Origin of the sequence: Bifidobacterium mizhiense (assembly GCF_020884755.1) — a bacterium.
In the GTDB taxonomy this organism is placed as follows: Bacteria; Actinomycetota; Actinomycetes; order Actinomycetales; family Bifidobacteriaceae; genus Bombiscardovia; species Bombiscardovia mizhiensis.
In genome coordinates, this window is sequence record NZ_BPWE01000001.1 from 811,395 (window position 1) to 837,850 (window position 26,456).

A 26,456-nucleotide genomic window follows, 5' to 3' on the forward strand; every position below is an offset into this window, starting at 1 on the left:
TTTGACAAACCGCCATCCCATCAGCACTTTCCTGATGCCTTCTAACAAGAGTATGTATAATCAAGGCGAAGTGCCCAACAATTAGACTCCGACCTATTTTTAAATCTGCAACATAAGTAATTGGTTTTACAGACCAGGGATGAAGTGCTGTCATTAAAGGAATTCTGTTCGCACCTTTCCTGATCCGATCAGGCTCTCATACTCGCCTCCACCGGTAGGTCCTTAGCGATCCTGGACGTATAGGTTCCATTCTTCCAATCAGCGAGGTTGCCGACCACATAGACACGGCGCTTAGCTCGGGACACAGCGACGTTGAGCAGATTGGGCGAACCATTAACCCATGAACGAGATCCTTCTCCACGCTTGCCGGCTCTGCTGCCAAGAACGATGAAGACCACATCGGCTTCCCGCCCCTGGGAGGTATGGACGGTTCCAGCCTGGCTTGAGGCCAGCCGGCTCGCTTCGCTACTGTTGCAACCAGTGCATTGCCGCAAGGCATCCGCGAAGGTGTCACGCACCTGGTTGGCCACAGCCCTGAACGGAGCGATAACCAGAATATTGGTGGGGTCGATCCCGCCCTGGAAGAGCCCGCACAGACGCTTGTGGAGTTCGTAGCCCTCCTGCGGCCTCCATTGCGTTTTCCCAGTTTCGCCGGAATTCGGCGGCACATCGTACCAGCAGGAGTCCGGCAGCTCATCTCCCGCATGCGGCCCAGACGGATAGGCACAGGGCTGATGCTCCGGTCCTACACGAACCATCCTGCCGGAGTAAGCCATATCGTTGCATATGGAGAACATGGGTTCATCACAGCGCCGATGCACCACCAGAGGCATCCCCAGCCAGTGGTCATCGGTCTCGTCCAACAGGCCGCAAGGGGTCTGATAATCAACCAAAGCCTGCATGTTTTCGGATTCCAGTCCCAGGCGCTGGAGGTGATGGGTGCTCGCCAGAAGTTCACGCATTGGCTTGGGCATGGTATCCACGGGCTGGAGCTGCATAGGATCTCCAACTGCAACCGCATGTTTCACGCGCTGCAGCAGACCGGCAGCAGCCTGGGGCAGGGCCTGTCCGGCCTCATCCACAATCGCCCAGCCGAGCGCTTCCTTGCCTATCCCCGAAAACATTCTGGATATTGATGCAAAGGACGAGGAGACGACCGGAATCACCAGGAAGAAAGTCTGCCAAGCCACCAGCCTCTCGTCATCCGTAAAGCCATTCGACTGCATCACGGCGCAGGCCAGGGAAAGATTGCACATGAACTGGTGGGAAGCAGCCATAATGGCCTGCTGATGAAGGGCCAGCGCCTTGATGTAGACCTCCGTCCGCGCCTTGCTCCATTCCTGGTCCATCCACGCAACATGGTCATCGCCAATGTCGGGCCTAGGCCACTGAATCTGCTTGGCCTCAGCAATCTGCTGTTCAAGAGCAGCAAGTTGCCTGTTCAAAGTAGCAATCTGTGTTTGGCATTCCCCTAACTTCCGATCACCGACTTCCAACCCTCCATAGAAGGATTGCAACCGCTGATGGAACCTGCTGGCCTGCTCATCAAAATGCTGCTTTGCACGACGTGCCTGCTCCAGATCAGTACGTACCTGAAGCTCATCCTGCTGCCTTTCGTAGCTATGGAAAAACGACCTTAGAGGATGCGCCTTCCAGTAAGACAAGTGAACCCGACAAATGCCATCAGCCTGCTCCCAAACAGCTCGCGCATTATTGGCAGCCTGGCCAGCATCCGACATCTGCCGCTCCATTGATTGAACCTGTCCGACATACCTTGAGCGGCTTGCCTTCATACCGTGCACTTGTTCATTGAGGGTTTTCAACTCGGCTGACAGATTGGATCGCTGATTGCTCAAGTCTGAGTAAGAACGCATAAGGTTGTACTGGGCAATTTTCCTGGCGCGAATGCTCTCTTCCTTCTTCAGCGCAGCATTAAAGTCGTTCCTGGCCTTTGCCCAATTGATCCTGCTGCCTCTTTCACCTGGCATGTATTTCAATGATTTATAGATAAATTCGTTTTTAAAGGGCCACAGGAATCGGTTTTTGTTGCTCATGTTCCCCAAGACCGCCGATATAAGAGCCCAAGCGGATGAGGCATTTGAAGGGCTGCTCTCATTATCCTGACTCTTGCGATCGGCAATTTGCCCGGCAAAGTCTCGAAAAGCGAATCCACAGGGAACCTGTTTGAATTCACTGTCAATATAGGTTTCCCACTCGGCGTCTATGGCATCGGCACTGGGCAGGTCCTGGCTGACGTTTTCAACAGCCTTGTTGTTACTGGAAGCAACGACAATCTCAAAACCGGTCACCGACGGATCAAGCGTCCAGTAGATATAGTCCTTGTCCTCGTCTGAAGTTGCTCTGGCCACCCTCCGAGATCTGAAAATATCCTGGGGGCGGGAGAATCCTACCAACCGCCGAGCCCTGGCCACAATAATCTCAGCCACCACATCCTTAAGCAGGGTGGTCTTGCCGGTCCCAGGAGGGCCATTGACACCTAGCAGTGAAGAGCCGCCATATCCTTCCAGGGCCGCCCGTATTTGATTGATCGCCAACTGCTGGCCTGTTGACTGAAATTGATTGGAAGCACTCGGCCATCGCCCGAATGGCATACCGGCAGGTTCCGTAAAGTCGCCGACCAGATGCCCCTCAGGGTCCTTCTGCAGATTAAACCGTCGAGGATGACCAGTCGATAGATACTGTCTGACCGGCTCAGAAAATATGCCAGGCCCATTTTGATAAAGGCCCTCAAGATCGTCAAGGAAGAAGGAATCCATCATTTCGCCATTCAACGATTCTGAGCTGGCTTCCAGATGGCAATTGACATAATCCCTGATCAGAGGTGAGCCGTCAGCGCGAGCGAAAAGAGGAGAGCTACTCACCGCGCGGTCATCGAGTCCCATCCGATCCGCTACATGCTCAATGAGGCTTTCGATCTCATATCTGCCGACCGAACCTGCCTTGTACATCGGTCGGCCTGCTTCGTCCCCAGAGTCTTCCCCAGCCAGACGATTGAATTCGGACTTGAGTTTGCTTTCCATATCGTCAAATACTTCGATATGCGGCCACCCAGCCGGGCAGTCAGGCCAGCCTTCATGATTGAACAGACAGGAAACCGCCTTGGCATATTGAGAGAGCGTCAACGATCTTGGGACCAGACAGCCATCATCCCCTACGCAGAACTCCATAAGGGAAGCCACGGTGGAAGGACCGCCAGCGCGCCTGCTCTGCCGATGGGCAAGCTCCTGCAACACCTCATCCTGAGCAGTCTCCTCGGCTGGCGAGAGCTCTCGAACAAGCTTGGCGGCCTTCAAGAGCGCATTCGTGACTACACGCTGGGAGAGCCCGACTGCTATTCGAAAACGTTCATGCTTAAGCCACCGATTTTGTCGTCCTACCCCCTCTTGCTGCTCCGAGCTCTCGTCGGGTTTTACTGCCTGGTGGACGGGGCGACGCGCAAATCGGCGGTCATAGTCCTTGCGGTAAACAGCACAGGCTGAGCCAGGCCGGTTAGCCTTTGCTGACAGCTTTTCCACCACCTGCAACAGGCACGAAATCATGGAATCTGTCAGTTCAGTACCTGTCGGCAGAGGGCCGGGCTGCTTAGCTACCTCTAGCCATAGCTGGTTCGTCTCCTTAAGCAGGCCGGTTATAGTCTGTTCGTCGAGCCCAGATCTGACCGCCTGCGCCCGCAGCCAATTCTCGGTATCCTCTGCGAATGAGAAGGGTTTGGTCAGCCGGGCGTTCATGTCTGTCTGCAGCCGGTATATTTTCCTGCTCTGCAGGTCGTTATAGAGGTTTGTATATGAACGATGCTCATTGTCAACCGGCCCGATGAGAAGATCAGCATGAATGCCATCCCATGGAAGTCGCTCCTGCTCAGAAACGCTTACCCTTTGGCCGTCGTTGCGGGAGGAGGATAAAGCAATGAGCTGGTTATCCCTCCAATTTTGTGGCGAGAACAGTTCAACCGCGCACCAATATGACAAAACATCCATTGCATGCTGTTGCTCATCGTTCCCCATATTTGCCAGTATGCGGATAAGCGGGGACAGGTGCAGGAACAGGTTCGAGCCACGGATGAGGCCATAGGAGACAATCCCGATGCGGCATTGTCCAGTCCAATCACCGCATCGGAATAAGCATTCATGCCCGTATCCGTCTGACCGCCCAGTTGAGTAGTTTTCGCAGCTCCGAAGCGATCAGGACCAGGGAAGCCAGCGCGATGCACTCCAGCCAGGCCTGGGGCTGGAGGGGGACGGTGCCGAAGGCCTCGCCCAGGAAGGGCACGTAGATCACCAGAAGCTGGAGCAGGATGGAGATGCCGATGGCGCCCCAGAGCCATGGGTTGCTGAAGAGCCCCTGGAAGGCCGACTTGCGGGAGGAGCGGGAGGCCAGCGCGTTGAAGAGCTGGGCGAAGACCAGGATGGTGAAGCCCATGGTCCGCGCCTCCCTGATCTGCGCCTCGTGGCCGATCGCCTGGACGGACCTGTCGGTGAAGAGGCCGCCGCTCAGGTGCATGTCCATGCCGATCAGGGTGACCAGGGCCATGACCAGGCCTATGTAGATGATGTCAACCCACATGTCCCGGTCGATGACCCGGTCGCTGACGGATCGGGGCGGGCGGTCCATCAGATCGTCGGTCTGCGGATCCACGCCCATGGCCAGCGCGGGCGCCGCGTCGGTCAGGAGGTTGATCCAGAGCAGCTGGGTGGCCAGCAGCGGCACGGTCACGCCCGCCATGCCGGGCTGCGATATGCCCAGAAGACCAGCGAAGACCACGCCGCCGAAGACCGTGAAGACCTCGCCCATGTTGGAGCTGAGCAGGTAGCGCAGGAACTTGCGAATGTTGTCGAAGATGCCCCGGCCCTCTCGCACGGCCTGGACGATGGTGGCGAAATTGTCGTCCGCCAGGATCATCTTGGCCGATTCCTTGGTGACCTCGGTCCCGGTGATGCCCATGGCCACGCCGATGTCTGCGGTCTTGACAGCAGGGGCATCATTGACGCCGTCGCCGGTCATGGCCACGACCTTGCCCTGGTCCTGGAGCGATTCGACGATCTTCAGCTTGTGCTCGGGGGCCACGCGGGCATAGACGGAGACCTTGGAGGTGGTCTCCCGAAGCTGGTCCGAGTCCATGGCATCCAGCTGCTCGCCAGTGCAGGCCGGCTGTCCGGGCTTGATGATGCCCAGGTCCCCTGCGATTCTGGCTGCAGTAAGCGGATGGTCGCCGGTGATCATGATCGTTCTGATGCCGGCCTTGTGAGCCTGATCCACCGCATGGCGGACCTCAGTGCGGGGCGGGTCAATGATGCCGACCATGCCCGTCCAGATCAGATTGCTCTCCAGTCGGGTGCTTTCCTGGATCACCTTGTCGGCAGACAAGCGAATTGCAGGAGCATGCTGAGACTTTTCAGGCAACCGGTCCGTCTGATCCGTCCCGACCGTGCTTGACGGCCACTCCCCCGCGTCAGCTTCGGCCAGCGCCGACAGCTCCTGGTCGGATACAGGCCGGAAAGCCTGTCCCAAGGTCCTGTAGGCATCCGCCGAGAGACTGCTGACCTGAGCAAGTATCCTTTCCCGATCGGCACTGGTCATAGGTCTGACCTGGCCGCCATCGAGAATCCGGTCGCATCGGCCAAGCAGCACGTCGGGAGCGCCCTTGCAGAAGAGACGTGATTCCCTTTCGTTGTCATCATTCGGGGCAGCCAGAACCGACATGAGCTTGCGCTCGGACGTGAAAGGAATCTCGGCCAGACGACGGTAGCTATCAGCCTTGGCATCAGCGCCGACTTTACGGGCGGCAACAATCAGCGAAACCTCCGTGGGATCGCCGACGCTCTGCCAGTGACCCTGCCCGGATCCAGACTGGGCCTGGGAATCAGGTTCGGCCTCGACCGGCTGCCAATGCAGGTCTCCGTCGTTGGCGATGGCCCCGACCATCAGGGTCTCTTCCACTGCCTCAGCCAGAGATGAACCAATGGTATCTGTCAGTTGTTGATCATCTGACCCACTGGCCTCGAACGGCTGCATGGTTCCCTCCGGAGCGTACCCGGTGCCAGTGAGCCTGACCTGCCCCGAGGGGACGACCACCCGTTCAACGGTCATTTCATTGCGTGTAAGAGTTCCTGTCTTGTCGGAGCAGATGACTGATGCCGATCCCAGGGTCTCCACCGAGCTGAGCTTCTTGACGATGGCATGATGCTTGGCCATGCGCTGCACGCCCAGGGCGAGAACCACAGTCAGGATGGCCGTCAGCCCCTCCGGCACAGCAGCTACGGCCAGAGATACGGCCATGAGCAGGGAATCAATCAGATCCTGGGTTGTCTGAAAGCCTTCCATCAGGGCCAAAGCAGCCAAAACCAGGGCGGCAATCAAGCAGACGGCCAGTCCGAGGAGCTTGGAGACGCGGGCCATCTCCTTCTGTAGGGGCGTGGGTTCCTCCTGGGTATCAGCCAGCATGTCGGCGATCTTCCCGACCTGGGTGTCCATACCAGTAGAGGTGACGATCATGCGCCCGTTCCCCTGGGTCACTGCGGTGCCGTTGAAGACCATGTTGGTTCTGTCACCCAGAGCCTTGGGCTGGTCAAGCCGACCGGGCCGCTTGCCCACCGGCAGCGACTCGCCGGTCAGCGATGCCTCGGCCACGCGCAGACCCGCGGCCTGGAACAGTCTTCCGTCGGCGCCGACCGAATCGCCTTCAGCCAGGACTACTACATCACCAGGCACGATCCTGCTGGTCTCCAGGCTGACCACCCGGCCGCATCGCAGCACCGAGGCGTGCGGGGCCGTCATGCTCGCCAGAGCATCCACAGCCCGCTCGGCCTTAGCCTCCTGAGCGTACCCCAGGGCGGCATTAAGGATGAGGATGATCATGATGACGATGGCATCAAAGGGCAGGGGCTCCCCGCCTCCTGATGCCGGATGTGAGCGTTCCACCACCCAGGGCACCAACGAAATGGCCGTGGCTGCCAGAAGCAGATAGACCAAGGGGTCCTTGAACTGTTGAAGGAATTCCCTCCATGCAGGAACGGGAGGCGCTCCAGCCAGCTCATTAGGACCGAACCTGTCCAGCCGACGCGCCGCCTCGGCCTCATCCAGGCCCCGGTCGGGGTCCACATTCAGAGCAAGGGCAACCTGATCGACACCTACTATAGAAGGGTCCTTGAGGACGGGGCCATTCACTCTGCGCCTCTGCTCATGGCCCTGCCCTGCAGTCGGGATCACGCCGGTATCTGTCGATTTCTCATGCTTGGGATCGCTGGTCAACCCAGTCATGCCACTCTCCTGCTTATGCCACGGAGTAGTCAACGCTTCAGAGGCCCGTTGGAAGAAATCAGAGGCGGCCAGACCAAAACGCTGCGTGGATGCTTGCCAAGTTGAACCAATAATATACATAAACACGGCCGAAGTCGTCAAGGCCTTTGCTTCAGTATGCATTCTCAGGCCTGTCTCATGACAGAGACGGTATCTTTGCTGCACTTAACTTGGCAGCGCCCTAGTTGCCGAATCCCCCCCCCCAAAAAAAATACTAGATCTTCATTAGAAAAGCTTTAATCAATTTGGGCTCATCTGGCATAAAAACCCTTATCTGCCCTGAGAATCCTATTTAAGACCCTCTTGTGATTATTCGACAGGCTCAGCTGGCGTTATCTGAGCAGTAAATAGTCTTATAGGCCAACCATGGTAGTTCTTGCCAGCCGTCTGCCCTAACGATCCTTTCAGTGGAGACACCATTGGAAATAGCACTAAACACGAGAAAGAGAGGAGAGAGACGGACAAAATGCACAACATTATCGATCTGCAGAATAGTAATATCGCCATGAATGATGAAGCCGCTCATCATAGCGGCGTCAGCATATTTGCATGCCACGGCGGTGGGCATGATAATATCTGGAGTTGATGGACCTGCAGCTAATCCACAAAAATATGCCACTGCGATGACGCATTCATCAAAATGGCATGGGCTGTCATTTTTGCCCTGATGACGGCAGGGACAACAGTCATGTAAGTCTATGGGCGCCATCCTTGTATGGCATCCATAGCAATATTCTGATGAAGATTTATAAGTCGCGAGAACGGCGATGATGGGAGAACGGTGATGAGTGGTGCTTCAGTGAGTTCAAATGGATTGACAATGACGGTGACTCCGAGGAAGGATGATTCGATCACCATCCTCGACCATGTCGACTTCCATGCTGAGCCCGGAAGAATCACGGGGATTGTCGGCCCCTCAGGCAGCGGAAAGTCCACCTTGCTGTACTGCCTTTCGGGGTTGGAACGTGCGACATCCGGAAGCATCTCCCTTCTAGGGCATGACATCACACATATGCGAGCGTCCGCGCTCACTCGGTTTCGGCGTCGACATCTGGGATTCGTGTTTCAATCCTACAACCTGATCACGAGCATGACGGTGGAGGAGAACCTCGCGCTGCCATTCACCCTGCGCGGCCGTCGACTCCCCAAGCAAAAAGCGGATGAGATGTTGCGGTACTTCGGATTGGCAAACGAGAAAAAAAGGAGCGTGACGATGCTCTCAGGCGGAGAGCAGCAACGTGTCGCGCTTGCACGAGTGCTGCTCTCCGATGCAGATATCATTTTCGCCGACGAGCCGACTGGAGCCTTGGATCAGGAATCTGGCGCCAAGGTCATGCAGGTGTTCAAAAGCCTGGCTATGGATGCGGGCAGGACCGTAGTAATAGTGACCCACAGTGGAGAGGTAGCCGGACAGTGCGACCAGATCGTTGAGGTCCGTGATGGCCACGTGCTGAACGCTGATACGGAGAGCGGGGCCCGCATATGAGGGGCGCACTCTCTGATCTGAAAGCAGCCCCGGCCGTATGGGCCGGCGTATGGCTGTCACTAATCGTTTCCCAGACCGCTGTGTGCACTATCGTCGCCGCGCGCAGGGCTATTGATGCCGCTTACCACGGACCGGATGCCGGGTTAGGCGCCAACCTTTCCGGCCCAGCAATGCTGTTCAGCGTGGTCATAGCCGTGTTCGTGATGCTGTGGGTCGTGACCGCCGCTCTGAACCAGCGCAGGCACCAACTAGCATTGCTGGTCCTTCAAGGCGCCACGCCCTGGCAGCTGCTCTTCGGGAATCTGGCTATCATCATCGTCCTATTCATCTTGGCAGCAGTAGCGTCATCCCTCCTGACGCCGCTGGCAGCACCATATCTGTTCGACCTCCTGGCCAGAGCATTCGAGCTGAAACTGACGTATCAAGCAACCCAGCTGCTGGCATCCATCGGCACTGGGTTGGCCATTGCCGGAGTCGCCGTCCTTGCAGGCACAGTGCTGACCGTGCGCACACTATCCAAGATCAGGCCGATAGAGGCGCTTCGGCAGTCACAAAACCCGCCGAGACAAGTGAACGCATTCCGTGTTCTGCTAGGCGCATCGTTGCTCGTGGGAGCGATATGCGCGCTCATCATCCCGGGGACAGCTACACGCAAGATAGACTCTGGCGAGCTCGCCACGCACATTTCCGGCAGGAATCCCATAGAGTCCAGAGTGACAGGATTCATTGGGTTCTCCATGGGAGGCATGTTCCTCCTGATCTTCGCATTGGCTGTTCTGGCTCCCTATGTCATGCACTGGTTCACCAAAGGATGGACGCATCTTCTCCCCCTGCCATTCAGCACCTGGAAACTCGCTAGGCAGCAGGCCGTTGGGAGGATCCAACGACAGAACGCGACCATCATTCCCATGACGGCCGGCTTGTCGTTGCTCATGACTTTCTCTGGTGTGTTGCATACGCTGACCGACAGCCTCAAGAATTTCGCCAGTAACGGCCATTCCATGAACGTGAACCCACACATGCTGACGAACCTGATGGCCATGCTCGGCCCTGCGCTCATCATCGCTTTGGTGGGCGCAATCTCCGGACTGATGATCACCGCACGAGGGCGACGCCTGGATCTGGCGCTGACATACGTATCCGGTGCCAGTACCGGACAGTTGCGCATTTTGGGAGCCCTCGATGGTCTCATTTCGATGGTCACCTCGGTGCTGCTCGCCTTCGTCATCACACTGCTCAGCACCTGCGGCACCGCCTTCATGCTGCAACGATATCTGGGAAGCGCAAAGATAAGCGTTCAATGGGGATATTGGGCGGTCATCGCACTCCTCGCTATTGTCGTAGGCGCCCTCGTCACAGGCGTGCAGGCGCTGTGCGCGCGTTCCGAGGATTCTGTGAGGGTCATATCACGTGCAGTCGGTGAGTAACCACCCCCAACAAAGGACGAAAATGTCGCCACACAAGCGGAATAGTAATGAGAAAACCGCATCTTTGATAGACGTGCCCCGCCTTTTGAAATCCATAAGGGTGTTTTATTCACGGTTAGTCTGCTAAGTATAGCGAGCGCCCTCTTAAATCTGGCTCAGCCACAGCTTGTCAATGTCATTCTTGGACGCGTGCAGCATAACATGCGATCCGCAGTGCCCCTCTAATAGCGTTGGCAGGAGTGTTTCTGTCCGGCGCAGCAATCACTTCTTTTGACGCTTACCTGCTGTTGAACGATATGAGACGGTCTCTAGTAATGCATATTCTGCATTTGCCGTTCAAAGATCTGGACCAGTCGCATACAGGCAACGTAATTTCTATTATTTCATCTGATACAAATGAACTGAAGCGATTGCTGACCGATAATTGCCAGAAGTGTTTGGCACTTTACTGGTGTTCATAGGCGCGTGTGTGGGAATGGTCATAATCAGTCCCGTCATGTTCGTTATCTCTCTTTCGACCTGTCTTGTTACTGTCGGTTTACTGGTAGTCTTATCCGGAAAATTACGAGACTGCTCCAGAGGGGCTCAAACGGCCATAGGAGATATGACGTCTGCAGCCACTGATGCTTTGATGAGTTTGAAAAGGATCAGGGCCTTCAACGCCACGGAGCGTGAGACCAATAAAATCGGCGAGAAGCCAGGCAAGCGTGCACATCCGGTCGTCTAATTTCAAAGAAGCAGTCACTGATATGGCCATCAGGAATGGCCTTAATGCAGTTGTGCCTGATGGTTGTATCGGGAATCGGCGCTTTCCAAGTGGCCAAAGGAGTGATGACTGTTCAGCAACTGGTAACTTCTCTATGTACCTAGAAATGATGCCCACGCCTATGGCGACACTTTCTTCGACATATAGCAGACTGTTCAGAGCGTTGGGCGCGAACTCCAGCATTCAAGCGATAATGAGAATGCCGACCGAAGATGCGACATCAGCATGAGCAGTATCCAGTAGGGTCCAAAGGAAGGTCACCAACTCCGATCAGATTGACATCGATCTTGACCATGCTGATATTCCGTATGATGACGCACGGAACAATCGTGGCGGGCTCCAATTGAATGAAGCGGGCGTGCATATGAAAGGCGGTGTCGTCTACGCGATAGTCGGACCATCCGAAGCGGGCAAATCAACCATGCTGGCCCTTATAAGGGTATTCTATAAGCCAAATCATGGCCATGTTCTCTTTAATGGTATTGATCTTTCAACTCTCAGCTCCTCTTATGTACGTTCTCTGATCGGCTATATAGAACACGATGCCCCCATATATTCCGGTTCTTCCAGAACGAATCTGGCGATGAACAAGAACGGCGTATCCGATGAAGGCTGCTGGAATGCCTTAAATAAGGTGAACCTCACGCCAAAGTGAGAGACACCTTCGATGGATTGGATACCCCAGCAGGCAACGCGGTGTATTGCTGAGTAGCGGTGAACGCTATCGCTTGGCCCTGGCAAGGCTGTTGTCCATAAGGCGGCCGATCATGCTGCTTGACGAAACAACATACCATTTAGACGCTAAAAACGAGGAGCTCGTCGCACAAGTCATTCATGCCAATTCCCCGGAGCAGACAATAGTCATGGCGGCACAGAGAATACAATCAATCGCTTCGTCAAATAGAATCATGGTTTTGGCCAATAGAACTATCAATGGTTTCCTTTGGAAAATATTGTCTGCCAATTCTACTCTCCTATATGTATTGCTGTTAATAAACTTGATACCAATGTGAATAATTTGGCTATATATAAATATGCGCGGAAAATACGATCCACCGGCAGCAAGGTTCTCACCTCAACAAAGGAACAGACGATTCAAACTATCGTCTTGCCCTCTAAAGATATCTTTAATGACATTTATTGGCTGCTTGGTTTCCAGCATGATATGCAGTCATTACTAGACTGACCACGGGATATCTAGCAGTAAAGTTTAGCTGGGAGTACAGCACGTGAACCTTACACAGGGCACGCAGGAATAAATCTTGGAATTGCTCATTGTCAAGACATGACCCTCGCTGTTCCGCACAGTCAATCAGCTATCTGTTTTTTGATGACTATATGATCACGACGATGTTGATCGCCTACGGGCTTAAGGAGCCGGACCGGGCATCAGACCGCTGGTTAATAGCCTAAACGAGACGGAGTAGTCAACGCTTCGAGGGCCTGTTGAAAGAAATCAGAGGCGGCCAAACCAAAACGCTGCGTGGATGTTTACCAAGTTGAATTCACAATATACATAAATACAACCGAAGTCGTCAAGGTCTTTGCTCAAAGACAAAGCAACAGCAATTCCTTTACCGATACACATGAACCGAACTGAACTCGGCTTTAAATACCTCAATCCCTTATTCGCGTCATCTGTTCTCGTTCACTGTCAAGTCTATTAGTTGCATGTGCAGCAGATTGAAAAACCAAGGCAGCTTCGTGAAAACTAGCTAACTACGCAAAATAACTGACCTGCAATAGAACAGTAAAGTCAGTTTTTCATACAACGAATCCAGTAGGTTCTTCATCCTAAACAACAGCACAGTCCGTCACTATTAGCTCAATTCTTGGCTCCGCCCTACCGGCGGTAAACGGATAGACGATCCGGCCTCGATCGTAGCCACTCCTCTTTCAGTTTGCGTGCATTCAGTCCCTCGTCCTGATCTTTGACCAAGCCTAGAGCAAGCATATCCTGATGGACAAGGGCGGCTCTCGGTTGCTGGCAATATTAACGATGTCGTTCCCCGGTATCTATTTTGTCGAATGACAAAGCCTAATCTCTTCCGAATAAGAACACATAGTCAGCCAAAGAACCCAATACACAATAAGGTTTGATCTCTCTGTAGCCAACTCGCGTAAACATAGTTCGTTTCCCTCTGACTATCAATTGACGGGAGTAATCGCGATCTTACAGATACAGCAACAGGAAAAGAGCTGGTTATACCCCTCAATAAGCGGCTAATTCGATCTTCGCGTCCATGCTCCCAACTCCCGCACTAAATTCCCGGTCCAGCGCCACCATGATGTCATACCTTCTGACGCTGCTGATGAATATAAGCCAAGACTGGCCTACAGTCTCGGCTTATATTCTTCCCGTGCCCTTTCAACCTTATCGGTGCTCTAGTTAGCCGCCCATATCTCGCGGATGATTAGAAACACCCGACTCAGAAGACCAAGAGCCCATAAGCGCTCACACCTACAGCTCTTTTATTTATGCTTACTCCACAAACCACACGCAGGAATTTTCTCGTAATTCCTCTTTTTGAAGCTTCTCATCGATATCGTCACTACATAGAACGATCGTCCCATCTATATTGAGACCAACTTTGCCTGGGCCGAAGTTCAGAAGACAATGCAACCCTGTCGAAAGTCTAATATGCAGGATTCTTGGATCACCGTCTTTGAGGATTTCCATAGTGGTAGTACCTTCTGCAACCACCCATTGACGTCGGAGAGCTAAAGCCTTTCGATACAATTCCAGCGCTGAATCCTGCCTACCATCTTCTCTCTGAACCGCATAGGTCGAGAACCAACTTGGTTGGGGAAGCCAGGGTCGGGCATACTTGGCTGAGCTGAATCCGTAAGCGTTTGTCTCCGAAACTGTCCAAGGGAGTGGAACCCTGCACCCATCGCGGCCCCTGACCTTATGATTTGAACGCTCCCAGCTTGGATCCTGAATGTCTTCTTCCTTGATGTCCAAATCCTCTGGCAGGCCTAATTCGTCACCTTGATAGATGTAAGCAGTTCCCGGCAATGCAAGAATGAGCATTCCAGCTGCACGGGCTCGAGCCTGACCCACTGATTGATTGATGACCGGTCGAGTACCGGCAGAAGTTACCCATTCGACCACATCGGCGCCCTTGGGCAAAGCGAGACGCGATGCCACGCGAGGTACATCGTGATTGCCCAATACCCAGCTTGGAGAGCCGCCGACCCTACGGAAACCATTCCATGTTCGTTCAATAGCATCCTGATACTCCTGTCTATCCCAGTCACACTTAGAAAGAGAGAAATCGAACACTGATCCGAGCTCGTCAGATCTTGCATAGTCATATACCCGATCCGTGATCGGAGTCCAAGATTCCCCCACAGCCATACGGGGTGGGTTATATTCGTTGAAGACCTTACGCCATTCTCGGTAGATATCATGCACCTCGTCACGATCAAACAAAGGATCATCTCCCTTGTCCGACAAGGGCTCCTGATCAGCAGGATCAGGCCTATCACGCAAGGGTTCAGCTAAATCCTTGGCCAGGCCATGCGACACATCAATACGGAATCCGTCAACCCCATGATCGCTCCAGAAAGCCAGCGTCTTCAGAAAGTCCTTCCTGACTTCTTCGTTGTCCCAGTTGAAATCAGGCTGTTCTTTGGTGAAAAGATGCAGATAGTACCAGCCATCGCCGCACGGCTCCCAAGCACTGCCGCCAACTCCTGAAAGCCAGTTAGAGGGGGGCTGACTTCCATTGGGGCCTTTCCCCTTCCTAAAGACAAACCTCTGACGCATAGGCGAATCAGGTCCATCCTTCAAAGCTTGCTGAAACCAGGGATGCTGATTGGAGCAATGGTTGGGAACGATATCCACAATCACCTTTATTCCCGAATCATGGGCATCGTGCACCAAAGCATCAAAATCATCCATGGTCCCTAGACGCGGATCAACGTTACGATAATCTGCCACATCATAGCCTCCGTCCACTAGAGGTGAAGGATAGAAAGGAGTCAGCCATATAGCATCAACACCTAACTTGGTTAGATAGGGCAGTCCGGACCTCACTCCTCGCAAATCCCCTATTCCATCTCCGCTAGCATCGCGGAAAGACCGGGGGTAAATCTGGTAGACAGTGGCATTCTTCCACCAGTCTGGGTCCAGCATATCGTTGATCATCCATCACTCCTTTACTGAGCCTTCGAGCATCGCCCGTATAAAATATTTTTGTAGAAATATGAAGAGGATCATGGTTGGCGCCATGATGAGCAGAGAGCCTGCGTTGAGCAGAACGACATCTGTCGAATACTGTCCAACGAAACTTTGCAGAGCCCCAGCCATTGTCCGCTTGGTCGGATCATCGATAAGTACTACAGCCAGCAGGAACTGATTCCATGTTGACAGAAAAGTTAGTATTCCCAGCGAAGATATGGCAGGAATCACCAGCGGCAGTTGGATGCTACGGAATATACGTAACTGTCCGGCCCCGTCTAGGCTGGCAGCTTCGATTAGATCACGGGGCATCTGGGCGAAGTAGGTTCGCATCCAGATGACTCCAAACGGCATATTCAATCCGATCATCGGCAGGATCATAGCCAGCCGCGTATTGAGCAATCCCATTGATTGGATTTCATAATACAGAGGAGTTACCAGCACCTCGAACGGCAGCGTCAACCCTACAAAGAGAAGGGCGTATGCAATCCAACCACCTGCAACATGCAAAGAACCTAGTGCATACCCGCCCATAGCACTGCAGATGAGAGTTACCGGAACCACAGCCACGACCAGGATCACACTGGAAATCAGCAGAGGAGTGATGTTGGCTACTTTCCAAGCAGCAGCAAAATTCTCCCAATGCGGATGGGCGGTGAATTGAATCCCATATGGCATGGAACCTTGAGGCTGTAGTGCAGCTGAAAGCATGCTGATAAAAGGCAAGACACAAAAAATAACAGTGAGCGCCAGCGTCAGATTTCCTAGAACACGGACAGATAAGGACTGCTTCATGCTGCCTCCTCCGACTTGCCCTGAACCAGCCGCTGCAAGGGTCCAACTACAAGCAGGACCAAAATCATGAGCACCACAGCCAGAGCGGAAGCCAAACCGACTTTGTTCTGTGTAAAGGCCAGTCGGTAGACCATAACGCCGGGAACCATCGTCGAATAGCCCGGACCGCCTTGAGTAGCCATAAAGACGACATCGAAACTTGCCAGCGCCGCGACCATGGTCATGGTCAAGCAGACAGCTATCTGACCACGCAGGCCAGGCAGGGTAATATGCCATAACTGACTCCACCAGCCGGCACCGTCAATGCTTGCTGCCTCATAAAGAGATTTGCTGATACTGCCGATACCCGCTGAGAGCAGAACGATACAGAATCCCAGCTGCAACCAAAACCCAATAACTCCAACGGCGTTCAGTGCTGTACGCTGATTTCCTAGCCATGCCGTGGCATGAGAGCCAAGACCCATCGCTTTAAGCATCTGATTAACGATGCCATCCTGAGCCAGCATCCAAGTCCAAGCCACACCTGCCGCGGCTCCAGGTATTACCCTGGGAAGGAACATGCAGACCTGTGCCACAGAGCTGAAGGTTTTGCTGCGAACATCTCGAATGAGCGATGCCAAAATGATACCTAGGGCAACCGGAATCAGCGCAAAGGGAATGATCAAGTAAAACGAATGAGCAATACTGCCTCTCAGGACCGGATCGGTAAAAACACGGATGAAATTATCGAATCCAACCCATGTGCTGGCATCAACCCCATTCCAACTGTAAAAGGAGTACCAAGCAGTCTGAATGATGGGCCAAAAGACGAAAACTATATAGAAAGCGAGCCCAGGCAACAGGAAAAGCCAGCCGATGAGTGTAAGACCAGCTTTATGGCGCCTATGCCCATCTCGCTTGGCGGTGCGAACGGCATTCGAGCAATGTCGCTCCGCACCCGCCTCAGCTTTGAAAGAGGTACTCACTGCATGACCTCTTGCTTATACTCATTTTGAACGTTTTGCGTAAACTGGCTGGGTGAAATACTGCCGTCCACCAGAAGCTGGAAATTAGGCACCAGAGCACTGGCCTGAAGGCCAGCAGTGGCATTATTAATGAAATCAGTAGAGTTCCCAGATTCAAACACATTCAAGTAAGAATCGAACATGCTCTTCTGCAGATCATTTTTGGCCTTGGGCACGGTCTGTCCCTTGACCGTCTTGGGGAAGTAACCGCTGACATCAGCAATTATCTGACGGGCCTCATCGCTCTGTGTGTAATTAAGGAAGCAAGCCGCTGCATCTTTCTGGGCCGAGTTTGTCGGGATACCAAAGAAACTTCCTCCATTGGCTGCAATATTAGGCTTTTGATCCGCCGAATTGGAAGGGAATGGAACGAATTGGACATCAGCTCCCAAGGAGTCGTTCATCTGATCCAGGTTCCAATTCCCGCTGGGGAAGAACACACCCTGGCCATTGGCAAATCTATTCAGCGCTGAAGAACCGTCAACGGCATTGACATCAGAAGGCAGATACCCGTTCTTGCTCCAGCTCTGAATCCGCTCGGCAGCCTTTTTTGCTCCCTTGGTATCGAAAGTGGATCCGTCCCGCTGCAAAATCCAGTCGGTTACTGTTTTCAAAGAGTCATTGTTGACCATCATAGCCTGGAAGATGAAAGAAAGACCCCCATCTTTTCCATTAATCATCACGGGAATCTCACCGGCATCTTTAACTTTGGCCATGTCTGATTCCAAATCATCCATAGTCGTTGGCACCTTCTCGATACCAGCTTTTTTCAACAACTTGGTATTTACATACATGCCAGCGACCGAATAGGAGTTGGGAAGCGCATAGAGATTGCCCTTACCTACCTTGCCTGCTCCGTCAGCGCGGTACAGCTGGGTCTGCGACTGCGGAACCTTCCATCCGTATGCCTGAACGTAAGGTTCAAGAGAGATGACGTGCTTTCCCTTGACAGCAGAGTTGACATCAGTGACACGAGCAATATCTGGAGCATCCTTAGACGCAATAAGACGAGGACCGTTTTGGGATGTTACATTGTCCGGATCGTAATGCGCTTTAATTTTGATCTTCGGATATTTCTTTGTAAACCCTTTAATCAGCGCATCGTCTACAGTCTTTAGACCTGCACCATCCCAGAGTGTCAGACTGTAGCTCTTATCACCCAGATCGGTGCTGACAGAATCCGGTTCGTTGCTTCCCGCCTGCTTGTCTGAACCCCCAGGTCCACAGGCTACGAGCGAAACCGCTAATCCGACGGACAGCAGCATCGCTGCCCCATGTTTAAAGAACGACTGCATCTTTCCTCCTGCCGTACAGATGTTCACTTCGTTGATGAACTTGCACAACCGATATTATATTTGATATTGCTATATTTATGACATTATTTTTTCTAAATTACTCTCCATTTGTAATATCGGTTGCACACAGTATATAAACGTAACCCCGCTCCTGTCAAATTGTTCCCACCTTTTCCTATGCCGAACAAGCCTCTTCACCTTCTTTGCCGAATCAAAGTTCGGCAATGACAACGCCTTAATTCATGCTGTAAAATCGGTTGTGTTCTAAAGTAACCACAACAGAGGCATATACATGCGAGAACCGACCATTTACGACGTCGCAAAAAAGGCGGGCGTCTCCCCGTCAACAGTCTCTCGCGCACTACACGGTAAAGATAGAGTTTCAGCCGACACAAGGAGTAAGGTTTTCCAAGCCAGTGAGCAGCTTGGCTTCACGGCATCCAAGGAAGCCTCGAGACTGAGAAGCGGGAAAACCGGGCGAATTGCCCTGATTGTTGGCAACCGAATGTCAGGATGGTACAGCTCAGAATTAGCTGAAGGGGTTTATTCCGCCCTGAGCAACGAAGGCTATGATTTGCTCTTCTATCGAGTTGCGGACCGAAAGCAACGCGCTGATTTCTTCTCTTCGATGCCGATCAAACGCAATACGGATGCTGTCATCATTTCTTCCTTCGCTCTAACTGAGAATGAAGGACAGTCTCTACGTGATGTGGGAGTACCCATCGTAGGCGTCAACACTATGCACCTCAACGACCGTTATAGCATGGCATCCATAGGCGTAGATGAAATCTCCGCATTGAAGAACCTGATTCATCGCCTCTGCGTCATGGGGCACACGCGTATCGCTTTCATCCAGACGACTCCGATAAACAAGGATTTCGTTTGGGATGCCGACCAGCGGATTGAAGGATACCGTCAGGGAATACGAGCTGCTGGCATTACCCATCGAAAAGATTACGAGATTCCCGTTCCCCATAGTTCTGAAGCAGGCAGCATTGCAGTCAGCGCCATACTTGCCTTAGATCCTCAGCCAACAGCCATATGCTGCATCAGCGACGAAGTAGCAATTAGCCTGGTACATGAATTACGGCGTTACGGAGTACGTGTTCCGGATGATATTTCTGTCGTAGGCTTTGACGACCGTGAAATGGCGGCTCCGCTCGGCATTTCGACGATCAGGCACCGTCCCGACGAATATGGCAAAACGGCCGGACTGATGGCAGTACGACTGGCCCGCGGGGAGACATTAGACCAGTCAAGAATAGTTGCGCCTGCTTCTCTCATTCTACGAGACACCATCGGCCCAGCACGTCACATTAATTAACAGGTAGGACCTCCAGGCTCGTCATATGATCGTAGGCGGATCCTCTAGGAGGTCAGAGCTGTGATGATGCCCTGTTCCGCTCTCCCAATCCAGCTCGGCGACACCACTGGCATCTTCGGGTATGGCTGCTTTTATAGGATTAAAAATGAGTTGAATTCTGCTCGTTTCACCTTTCCACCTCAGAAAAAGAGGGCCTTTATCAATCAATTGGTAGGAAAATTCTCCATCAAAGGCATCTAATCGATTGCGCAACTTACACAGGGCATTGAGAGCCCTGACCACGGGGCGCCGAAGAGCCTGATCGATTTCAACTACTGAATATGCATGCCGATTAATATCTCTCCCATTGCCAGTCCGCTTGAGAAGCTCCATATCATTCTCCCCTGCCAGAGCACCGACGTAGTAAACCTGAGGAACCCCTGGCAGGAAGAATTGGACAGCCCGAGCCGCTAGATAAAGATGATCATCACAACCTAAAGCTGAGTAGTAAGTTGAATTGATCTGATAAAGATCCAGATTGCTGGCAGCCGCGCCAGTAGCCGCCTGAGACTGACCCGCAGTTTTCTGATGAATAGTGCGCACTAAGGCATCCACTGCCGCATCGTTAACTAGACCCTTTAAACTTCTGTCCGTCTGATCGGAACCGATATCTATAACCCCAATGCCATCGTGCGTATCCAGAACATTGATGGAGTTGCTGGGCCGCACACTTATCCAATGCGCCAGTGCCTGCAAATCTCCGCTATAGAGCGAATGGAGAAGAAGGGCAGGCAATGCAAAATCGTAGACTCGGTCGACTTTGGAAGCTATCTCTATCTGTTTTTTGTAATAGGAATGGACCTCTATCAGAGTTTCAAGACCGCGCTTTTCTGCCTCTTGCTTGATAGATTCAATCAGACGAAATGTTTTGGGGATCATGAAACAGCTAGTTCCGGCTTGTTTGGCGCCATAACCAACAGCATCCAGTCGGATATATCGCACTCGACCTTCTGCAAGTCTGTCAAGAATCGACAGGATGTAGCTCCATCCCTGCTTGCTGTCAGTGTCAATGTCTACCTGCTGAGGTGTAAAGGTCGTCCAAACCAGTCTCGTCTTCTCTGCCCAAGAGTATTGGGAAAAGGGCAGGCCAGGACGAGGACGATATATCCCTGATAGATCTTCTTCAGATGCACCATCAGGGAAGACTGATGACATAGTCAGGAACATATCATGGAAAGGGCTGTCTTCACCGCGGCGCATAACATCCTGGAATTGCTCTGATTTCCATGACATGTGGTTGACAATGGTATCCACCATGATTCCATGAGTACGGCTAAGCTCCCTGACATCATCCCAAGAGCCAAGACGTGGGTCTACCTTTGTATGGTCAATCGGATCAAAGCCAGCATCTGCCCCGTCATAAGGAGTAAAAAATGGCAGAATATGAACGCCACAATAAACTCCAGCAAACCTAGTCCGCAACATTTCGGTCAGTGATGCCAAAGTTCCATCGCCAAAGCGATCCGCATAGGCAATAAGTTGAACCGTGTTTTCCATTATTCCTCCGAGTACAGTCAGCAACCACGCTAGATCATCATTGTAAAATCGATTTTACAAGTATCTAACAAGGCGACGACAGAGCATCGAGCTAACGACTCTGGCTAGACAGAAAAGAAGCAGGATTAATTGATTAGGTTCTAACCAGAGCCTGAAGTCATCAATCAAGTTCGAACAGCCGAAAAGTTCAGCAGATCATTAACGCAGTTTTAGAATCATGAATATATTGAAATTGGAAAGATCTAATATATGATCCTTCTAAGCTAGGCCATCGCCTGCCAAAAACCGATTCCACTAGCCTGCACAGAATCATGCGGGACACCTCCAGCCGCACTTCTTATGTCCATCTTCTCACCAGATCCCAGGATTCATCCCGAATATGCCGATCCTTGCCCAGCGAGTCGAGCCATAACTCTTACCAAACAATCAGCCATCCCCATCATCATGACCAATATTGAGCATTCCTTGTGCACATCCGTATTCGAGGGGGCTCAGGAAATCCACAAAGACAAAAATATGCAGCTGATCGGCACCAATGCCTATTCTGATTCAGAGCGACAGACCAGTCTGCTCAAGTTCCTTCGCTCTCTTGGTGTCTATATCGTAATAGACTGCTCCTCCGACCTGGAGTGTGCGGCCTCGGTCAAGTTACCCATAGTGCTGGTGGATCATGTCGAGCTCAGCAGCACAACCGAAACTGCCGCGTCCTGGAGAACACCTCGTTGTAGGGCAAATGTCGACCAGATATTTGCGGGGAGCCGGCTGCCAACACACTGCCTTCGCTTCTCTCCCACTCCCTCGGAAACCAGTCCATATGTGACCGCTGCATAGTATTCTGCAGACAGCGTGAGATCAGCCAACTTCCACCAGCAACGACGCTCTCCGTGCGGGAATTGTCAATCCCATTCAGGAGTCGCGTACCCGACGACATCAAAGCCGAAAGCACCGAAGACGCACGCGCGGACGGCTATCCCCAGATCCCCTTATCAGTCATCACTGCGCCCGATGTCGATATGGAGCGCGATGCTGCCACTCTTTTGATGGGCGAGTTCAGCAACTCCCGGCATGTGCACGGCTCCGTGTTGATTGAGCCGACCCTGGTAGAGCGGGATTCAAGCAGGTCAGCGTACTCGCACTGAGAAAACAATCAGCATGCTATAACCATGCTTCATCTTGACCACCCGGCAATACCTGCTCTTACGGTAATGCCATTCACGGCTTCTTTTACAAAGACATCTCGGCTGAGGCATCGCTGGCCACATATCGCTGGTACTTGCTCCGGGGCTTATCGGGAAGCGTCATGGAGAGTGCGTCTTCTTCGAGCAGTGGCTCGATGTACCGCCTGCGAACATAGTACTTGCCCAGCCCAAGCGCATGCGCGATATCCTCGAGCGAACGGGGTTCCTTACAAAAACCGAGAATCCTGTCGCGTATTCCCTTGCCCGTCTTTGCTGCTCTCGAGGCATCGGAACCACCAAGTGCATGGACCTGGACGCGTTTCGCCGAATCAGATACTGCGGCCCCAGTCCAATGAACGGTTGCTTCCGCCGCACCAGCACGTTCCGGCACAGAGTAGAAGCGCACAGTGAAGGAAGCCTGCCGATCCTGAAACTCTACAGGCTTATATCCACACTGTTTGGCCTCCTCGCGGATAGCCGGAATCCCTGAGTGCCGATTCTCCGCAATCCCCTCAATCTCCAGCAGACTGACCAGGGTAGGGTTCCTGGTCTGACTGTTGGCAAAGCCCAAGTCGTTGATGCTCTGACCGCCATATACACCACCAGGATTCCAGCATTCAAGACGATCGGCAAAGAGCGTCAATCTAACCGGCGTTCCGTTGCAGTATGGGCCATAGTCACGATGCATCAGTGCGTTGGTCAGGATTTCCCTGACTGCGGTTTCGGGATACTCAGGAATATCAGTGCGCACCCCATCCCTGATCACCGTCCTGGTTCTGCTGTTACGCCGCACAAAGGCCATGGCATCCTCAAGCATGCGGTCAATGGTCCCTTCAAAGCGCTGATTGTCAAGGAACCGCTCTCCCCCAAGGCCAGTTCCAACCTTGGCTCCCGGCACAACCACGGCGGTAATGCAGAGGTTCGGATACACCTGCTGCGGGTATTCGCCAAGGGTCATCAAACCTGCAAGAGTAGGAGATCCACGACGGCAGACACCTGATAGCTCCAGGATCTCGTCCTCATTCCTTCTGGCTAGGAGCGGACGTTCCCGCTGTGCTCGCCTAATGAAATCATGACGTTTTTCTGGGTTCAACATATCGGAATCGGCCTGAGGGTCTACCGATACATCGTCGCGCCGACCATCCTTGAAAGTCTCAATCTCATACAGCTGCGTAGGCGTCATGCGGGCATCGGCATCCCCGATCCGGGTGTAGCTGCCTGCGCTGATGCCTGCTGTCTTGCGGTAGACAGGCCTCTCGCCCATGGGTCTGCCGTTGATGTAAGCCGACACCACGGTCTTGCCGTCAATCAGGCTTTCGCTATAGACTGGTCTGACCTCGGGATACATCTCTTTGCCCTGTGCTGTTACCGCCTTTTCCAGCTCCTGCGCGTCGTGGACGCCAACAACCTCGAATCCAAGGTTTTCATCCAGCCCGAATACGATGATGCCGCCCTCGTTTTGGTTGGAAAACGACGACAGCGAGTCATACACCTTCGGAGTCCCCTGGCTGGCGGCTTTGACTTCTATCGATTGGCCTTCGCAACCCTTGCGCTGAATCGAACGCACAACCTCCTCCAGAGACAGATCGCTCTGTTCAGCGTCATCTGATTTTTGCATGCAGGCCCCTATAAATTGATAATCTCTGTTATCTTTATCATACAGATTTACTAAAGAATGGCAAACTTTAGTAATTGATTACTAAAATAATCGCTAAAAATTGATGTTTTTATAATTATCAATCCATGATTAACACTATTTCCAGATCTTTATCACTGTGCAATTTTTAGTCGGACACCGAGTTGGCCGTGGCCGATATTCACCCCGCCTCATTCACTGCACCGGCAAAGATACCGTGACTACTGCGCCATTGCCATCGGTTGCATTCCCCAGGGTCAGGCGGCCTCCTGCACTCTCGACAGTTGACCGGGCGGCAGCCAGGCCGATGCCATGGTGGCCGCCGGAGCCGTGCCGACTGCTGTCAGCCTGATAGAGCCATTCCGTGGCGTGGGCCAGAGCCCGGCTGCTGAATCCTGGACCCTGGTCATGCACGGTCACGACCAAGGCTCGCCCGCCCTCCTGGCCATACTCCAGCTTCCATGTCAGCGTCACCGAGCCTTGGGCCGGAGAATAGTCAGCCGCGTTGGTAACGATGTTCATAATCGCTCGGGCAAGGCCAGCAGCATCACCAGAAACCTGACCAGTGGCGGAACCCAGGTGATCATCCCTCTCAAGCCGCAGACCCCGGGCATTCAGGTAACCCTGGGCCTGGTTGTCGACCATATCCCTCAAGGCAACCGTTGTGACCTCGGATCGCCCCGAAGCGGTGCCCATGGAACCTTGGCTGATTGCCTGGGCATAGTCAGCCATTTCAGCGATGGCATCCTCGATGGAGTCCAAGTAGGACTGCTGCTCCTGGCTGAGTTCGGTCTCACCCAGCAGGTCCGCGTTGCCTCGCATGATGGTCAGCGGCGTCTTCAGATCGTGGGCCAGGGCCGCCACCTGCCGACGCTGGGACTCCTGGGCTGTCCAGGTCTTCTCAAGGGATTCCTTTAGCGTGACGCGCATCCTGTCGAATGACCCCAGCACCCGGTTGATTTCCAGCACGTTGCTGCGGGGCAGGGAGGCATCCAGATCCTGCCGCCCTATATCGTCAGCCACCTGGTTGAAGACCTTGAGCTTGGACGATATGACATGGGCCGCCCGCAGCCCGACCAACAGGAGGGTGAGCAGCAAAGCGATCCCGTAAGACGCGAGCAGCAGGTTCTGGGGATTGGGATAGCGGTCCCGGGCCTGCCTCGATGCCCACTGCGGCTGAACCCGATAGGCCAGGACACATGGCCGCCCATCAGCTGTGACATAGACGGCGTAGGTCGCATCCGGCTTCGCGCGAGTGGCCAGGGGCCGCCCCGTCTTCTTCCCTCGCTCTTCCGATGGCTTAGTTGCCCCATGTTCCCAGTGGTCGGCAGCCAGCTGGTCGGCCTCGCCAGCCATGCCGCCTTTCATATCTCCCCCCGTAGGATGCCCCTGGTGGTCATAGGTTCGATACCAGTAGGCTGCGGGAATCACAGATTCGTCAACAGTGGTCGAACGGCCGATGGATTGCCCCACCTTCTCCAGATGCTGCTCGCCATAGTTGGCCCAGAAGAAGTCACCCTTGGCCCCCAGGTTTATCCAGACCATATAAATGCCGGCGAACAGCACAGCCAGAATCAGCAGCACATAGAGAAAATATCTGATGATCAGCAGAACGATGGGCATTCCCTTGCGGCTTGGCCGGCCCTTGCCGTTGATGCTCGGTTCCATCGGCGATTCGGGCACGCCGTCGGTCAGGCCACCCATTGGTAACCCACCGACCAGATGGTCCTGATGGGGTCCACCCCCAGGGCTTTGAGCTTGCGCCGGGCATTGCTCAGATGCACTCTGACCGCAGCCGTGGCATCGCTGTCCGTATCATCGGCGGCCGGATCATCCTCTGCAGCCAGGCAGGCCTCCCATATCTGCATGGGCGCGTAGGCCCTCCCTGGATGCTCTGCCAGCAAAGCGCATATGCGGTATTCCGCATCCGTCAGATTGGCGTTGTGCCCGTCCACCCTGATCTGCCGCGCCTGAAGGTCCATGTCCAAGGGGCCGAAATGCAGAAGGGGACGCCCGCGACGACTGCCCTGAGACAGCCGCGCTCTGACCTTGGCTCGAAGTTCGGCAATGCCGAAAGGCTTGCGTATGTAGTCGTCGGCACCCAGGCCATAGGCCAGGACCGCGCTGTCCTCGTCGGTCTTGGCCGTCAGGAAGATGATCGGGCAGGATACCCGTTCCCTGATGGAAGTCAAAAGGGCAAAGCCGTCCATGTGAGGCATCATGACATCGCAGAGAATCAGGTCGACCGAAGACAGGTCCATGCTTACGACCTTCCGCGACTCGTTGACCACGGTCACGGCATAGCCGTCCTTGGACAGGGCCGCCATCAGCAGGGTCGTGATCCTTGGATCGTCGTCCACAACCAGGATGGAGGCCCGATGCCGATCGTCCCCGGGGGAACCTCCGGCGTGCACATCAGCCACGATTGGCTCCTTTTCTGCGCTTAGCGACCCGGCCCAGCAGCGTTTGAGAATAAACACCTTGCGGGCCAGGATTCTTGCAAGCT

At 53.6% G+C, this 26,456-nt stretch carries 16 protein-coding genes; 5 read left to right on the plus strand and 11 right to left on the minus strand.

From position 1 onward, the window contains the following. Nucleotides 1-188: 188 nt before the first annotated feature. The 3 genes from LPC22_RS03470 to LPC22_RS03480 all read right to left on the minus strand — a co-directional run bounded on the left by LPC22_RS03470 (nt 189) and on the right by LPC22_RS03480 (nt 8,026). The gene (locus tag LPC22_RS03470) at nt 189-4,025 is read right to left on the minus strand and encodes an AAA domain-containing protein (RefSeq protein WP_229132139.1); all 3,837 of its coding nucleotides are present in this window, start codon (nt 4,023-4,025) and stop codon (nt 189-191) included. A gap of 121 nt (nt 4,026-4,146) precedes the next feature. Continuing rightward, nucleotides 4,147-7,185: a cation-translocating P-type ATPase gene (locus tag LPC22_RS03475; protein ID WP_373312885.1), complete on the minus strand. Its 3,039-nt coding sequence runs from the start codon at nt 7,183-7,185 to the stop codon at nt 4,147-4,149. Nucleotides 7,186-7,639: 454 nt separating this feature from the next. Then, complete coding sequence (locus LPC22_RS03480) at nt 7,640-8,026, minus strand: hypothetical protein (protein ID WP_146210942.1); 387 nt, start codon at nt 8,024-8,026, stop codon at nt 7,640-7,642. Between the two features lie 75 nt (nt 8,027-8,101). On the opposite strand from LPC22_RS03480, the gene LPC22_RS03485 reads away from it, so the two are divergent. From LPC22_RS03485 to LPC22_RS03500, 4 genes are all read left to right on the plus strand, one after another. Beyond that, nucleotides 8,102-8,803, plus strand: a complete 702-nt coding sequence (locus LPC22_RS03485) for an ABC transporter ATP-binding protein (RefSeq protein ID WP_052690805.1) — start codon at nt 8,102-8,104, stop codon at nt 8,801-8,803. Next, a complete protein-coding gene (locus LPC22_RS03490) occupies nt 8,800-10,230 on the plus strand; it encodes an ABC transporter permease (protein WP_024627010.1) in 1,431 nt (476 codons plus the stop codon). The genes LPC22_RS03485 and LPC22_RS03490 overlap by 4 nt, the downstream gene beginning before the upstream one ends. 433 nt (nt 10,231-10,663) lie before the next feature. Next, the gene (locus tag LPC22_RS03495; RefSeq protein ID WP_045924970.1) at nt 10,664-10,957 is read left to right on the plus strand and encodes an ABC transporter transmembrane domain-containing protein; all 294 of its coding nucleotides are present in this window, start codon (nt 10,664-10,666) and stop codon (nt 10,955-10,957) included. 397 nt (nt 10,958-11,354) lie between these two features. Then, complete coding sequence (locus LPC22_RS03500) at nt 11,355-11,651, plus strand: ATP-binding cassette domain-containing protein (protein WP_146210563.1); 297 nt, start codon at nt 11,355-11,357, stop codon at nt 11,649-11,651. A 1,827-nt stretch (nt 11,652-13,478) separates the two neighbouring features. On the opposite strand, the gene LPC22_RS03505 is transcribed toward LPC22_RS03500, so the two are convergent. The 4 genes from LPC22_RS03505 to LPC22_RS03520 form a co-directional block, all read right to left on the minus strand. Then, a complete protein-coding gene (locus LPC22_RS03505; RefSeq protein WP_229132143.1) occupies nt 13,479-15,149 on the minus strand; it encodes a glycoside hydrolase family 13 protein in 1,671 nt (556 codons plus the stop codon). A gap of 3 nt (nt 15,150-15,152) precedes the next feature. Continuing rightward, on the minus strand, nt 15,153-15,977 hold the full coding sequence (locus LPC22_RS03510; protein WP_029678292.1) for a carbohydrate ABC transporter permease: 825 nt from the start codon (nt 15,975-15,977) through the stop codon (nt 15,153-15,155). Beyond that, nucleotides 15,974-16,834, minus strand: a complete 861-nt coding sequence (locus tag LPC22_RS03515) for a carbohydrate ABC transporter permease (protein WP_029678293.1) — start codon at nt 16,832-16,834, stop codon at nt 15,974-15,976. The genes LPC22_RS03510 and LPC22_RS03515 overlap by 4 nt, the downstream gene beginning before the upstream one ends. A 104-nt stretch (nt 16,835-16,938) precedes the next feature. Next, the gene (locus tag LPC22_RS03520) at nt 16,939-18,276 is read right to left on the minus strand and encodes an ABC transporter substrate-binding protein (protein ID WP_101433003.1); all 1,338 of its coding nucleotides are present in this window, start codon (nt 18,274-18,276) and stop codon (nt 16,939-16,941) included. Between the two features lie 292 nt (nt 18,277-18,568). Between LPC22_RS03520 and LPC22_RS03525 the strand changes: the two genes are divergently transcribed. Beyond that, nucleotides 18,569-19,600: a LacI family DNA-binding transcriptional regulator gene (locus LPC22_RS03525; RefSeq protein ID WP_029678295.1), complete on the plus strand. Its 1,032-nt coding sequence runs from the start codon at nt 18,569-18,571 to the stop codon at nt 19,598-19,600. Between the two features lie 21 nt (nt 19,601-19,621). Here the strand turns inward: LPC22_RS03525 and gtfA are convergent, their stop codons facing one another. The 4 genes from gtfA to LPC22_RS03545 form a co-directional block, all read right to left on the minus strand. After that, nucleotides 19,622-21,136 (minus strand): sucrose phosphorylase, encoded by a 1,515-nt coding sequence (gene gtfA / locus LPC22_RS03530; protein WP_229132151.1) that lies wholly within the window; start codon nt 21,134-21,136, stop codon nt 19,622-19,624. Between the two features lie 1,224 nt (nt 21,137-22,360). Then, the gene (locus tag LPC22_RS03535; RefSeq protein ID WP_229132153.1) at nt 22,361-23,881 is read right to left on the minus strand and encodes an ATP-binding protein; all 1,521 of its coding nucleotides are present in this window, start codon (nt 23,879-23,881) and stop codon (nt 22,361-22,363) included. Nucleotides 23,882-24,145: 264 nt separating this feature from the next. Then, complete coding sequence (locus tag LPC22_RS03540; protein WP_229132154.1) at nt 24,146-25,654, minus strand: sensor histidine kinase; 1,509 nt, start codon at nt 25,652-25,654, stop codon at nt 24,146-24,148. Next, the gene (locus LPC22_RS03545) at nt 25,642-26,373 is read right to left on the minus strand and encodes a response regulator transcription factor (protein ID WP_229132155.1); all 732 of its coding nucleotides are present in this window, start codon (nt 26,371-26,373) and stop codon (nt 25,642-25,644) included. Before LPC22_RS03545 ends, LPC22_RS03540 begins: the two co-directional genes overlap by 13 nt. Between the last annotated feature and the right edge of the window lie 83 nt (nt 26,374-26,456).

What these genes read in the sequence shown, in the direction of transcription:
- LPC22_RS03470 (WP_229132139.1), bottom strand. Translation starts at nt 4,025, where the DNA reads ATGGGGAACGATGAGCAACAGCATGCAATGGATGTTTTGTCATATTGG.
- LPC22_RS03480 (WP_146210942.1), bottom strand. Translation starts at nt 8,026, where the DNA reads ATGGCGCCCATAGACTTACATGACTGTTGTCCCTGCCGTCATCAGGGC.
- LPC22_RS03485 (WP_052690805.1), top strand. Translation starts at nt 8,102, where the DNA reads ATGAGTGGTGCTTCAGTGAGTTCAAATGGATTGACAATGACGGTGACT.
- LPC22_RS03490 (WP_024627010.1), top strand. Translation starts at nt 8,800, where the DNA reads ATGAGGGGCGCACTCTCTGATCTGAAAGCAGCCCCGGCCGTATGGGCC.
- LPC22_RS03505 (WP_229132143.1), bottom strand. Translation starts at nt 15,149, where the DNA reads ATGATCAACGATATGCTGGACCCAGACTGGTGGAAGAATGCCACTGTC.
- LPC22_RS03510 (WP_029678292.1), bottom strand. Translation starts at nt 15,977, where the DNA reads ATGAAGCAGTCCTTATCTGTCCGTGTTCTAGGAAATCTGACGCTGGCG.
- LPC22_RS03520 (WP_101433003.1), bottom strand. Translation starts at nt 18,276, where the DNA reads ATGCAGTCGTTCTTTAAACATGGGGCAGCGATGCTGCTGTCCGTCGGA.
- LPC22_RS03525 (WP_029678295.1), top strand. Translation starts at nt 18,569, where the DNA reads ATGCGAGAACCGACCATTTACGACGTCGCAAAAAAGGCGGGCGTCTCC.
- gtfA (WP_229132151.1), bottom strand. Translation starts at nt 21,136, where the DNA reads ATGGAAAACACGGTTCAACTTATTGCCTATGCGGATCGCTTTGGCGAT.
- LPC22_RS03540 (WP_229132154.1), bottom strand. Translation starts at nt 25,654, where the DNA reads ATGGGTGGCCTGACCGACGGCGTGCCCGAATCGCCGATGGAACCGAGC.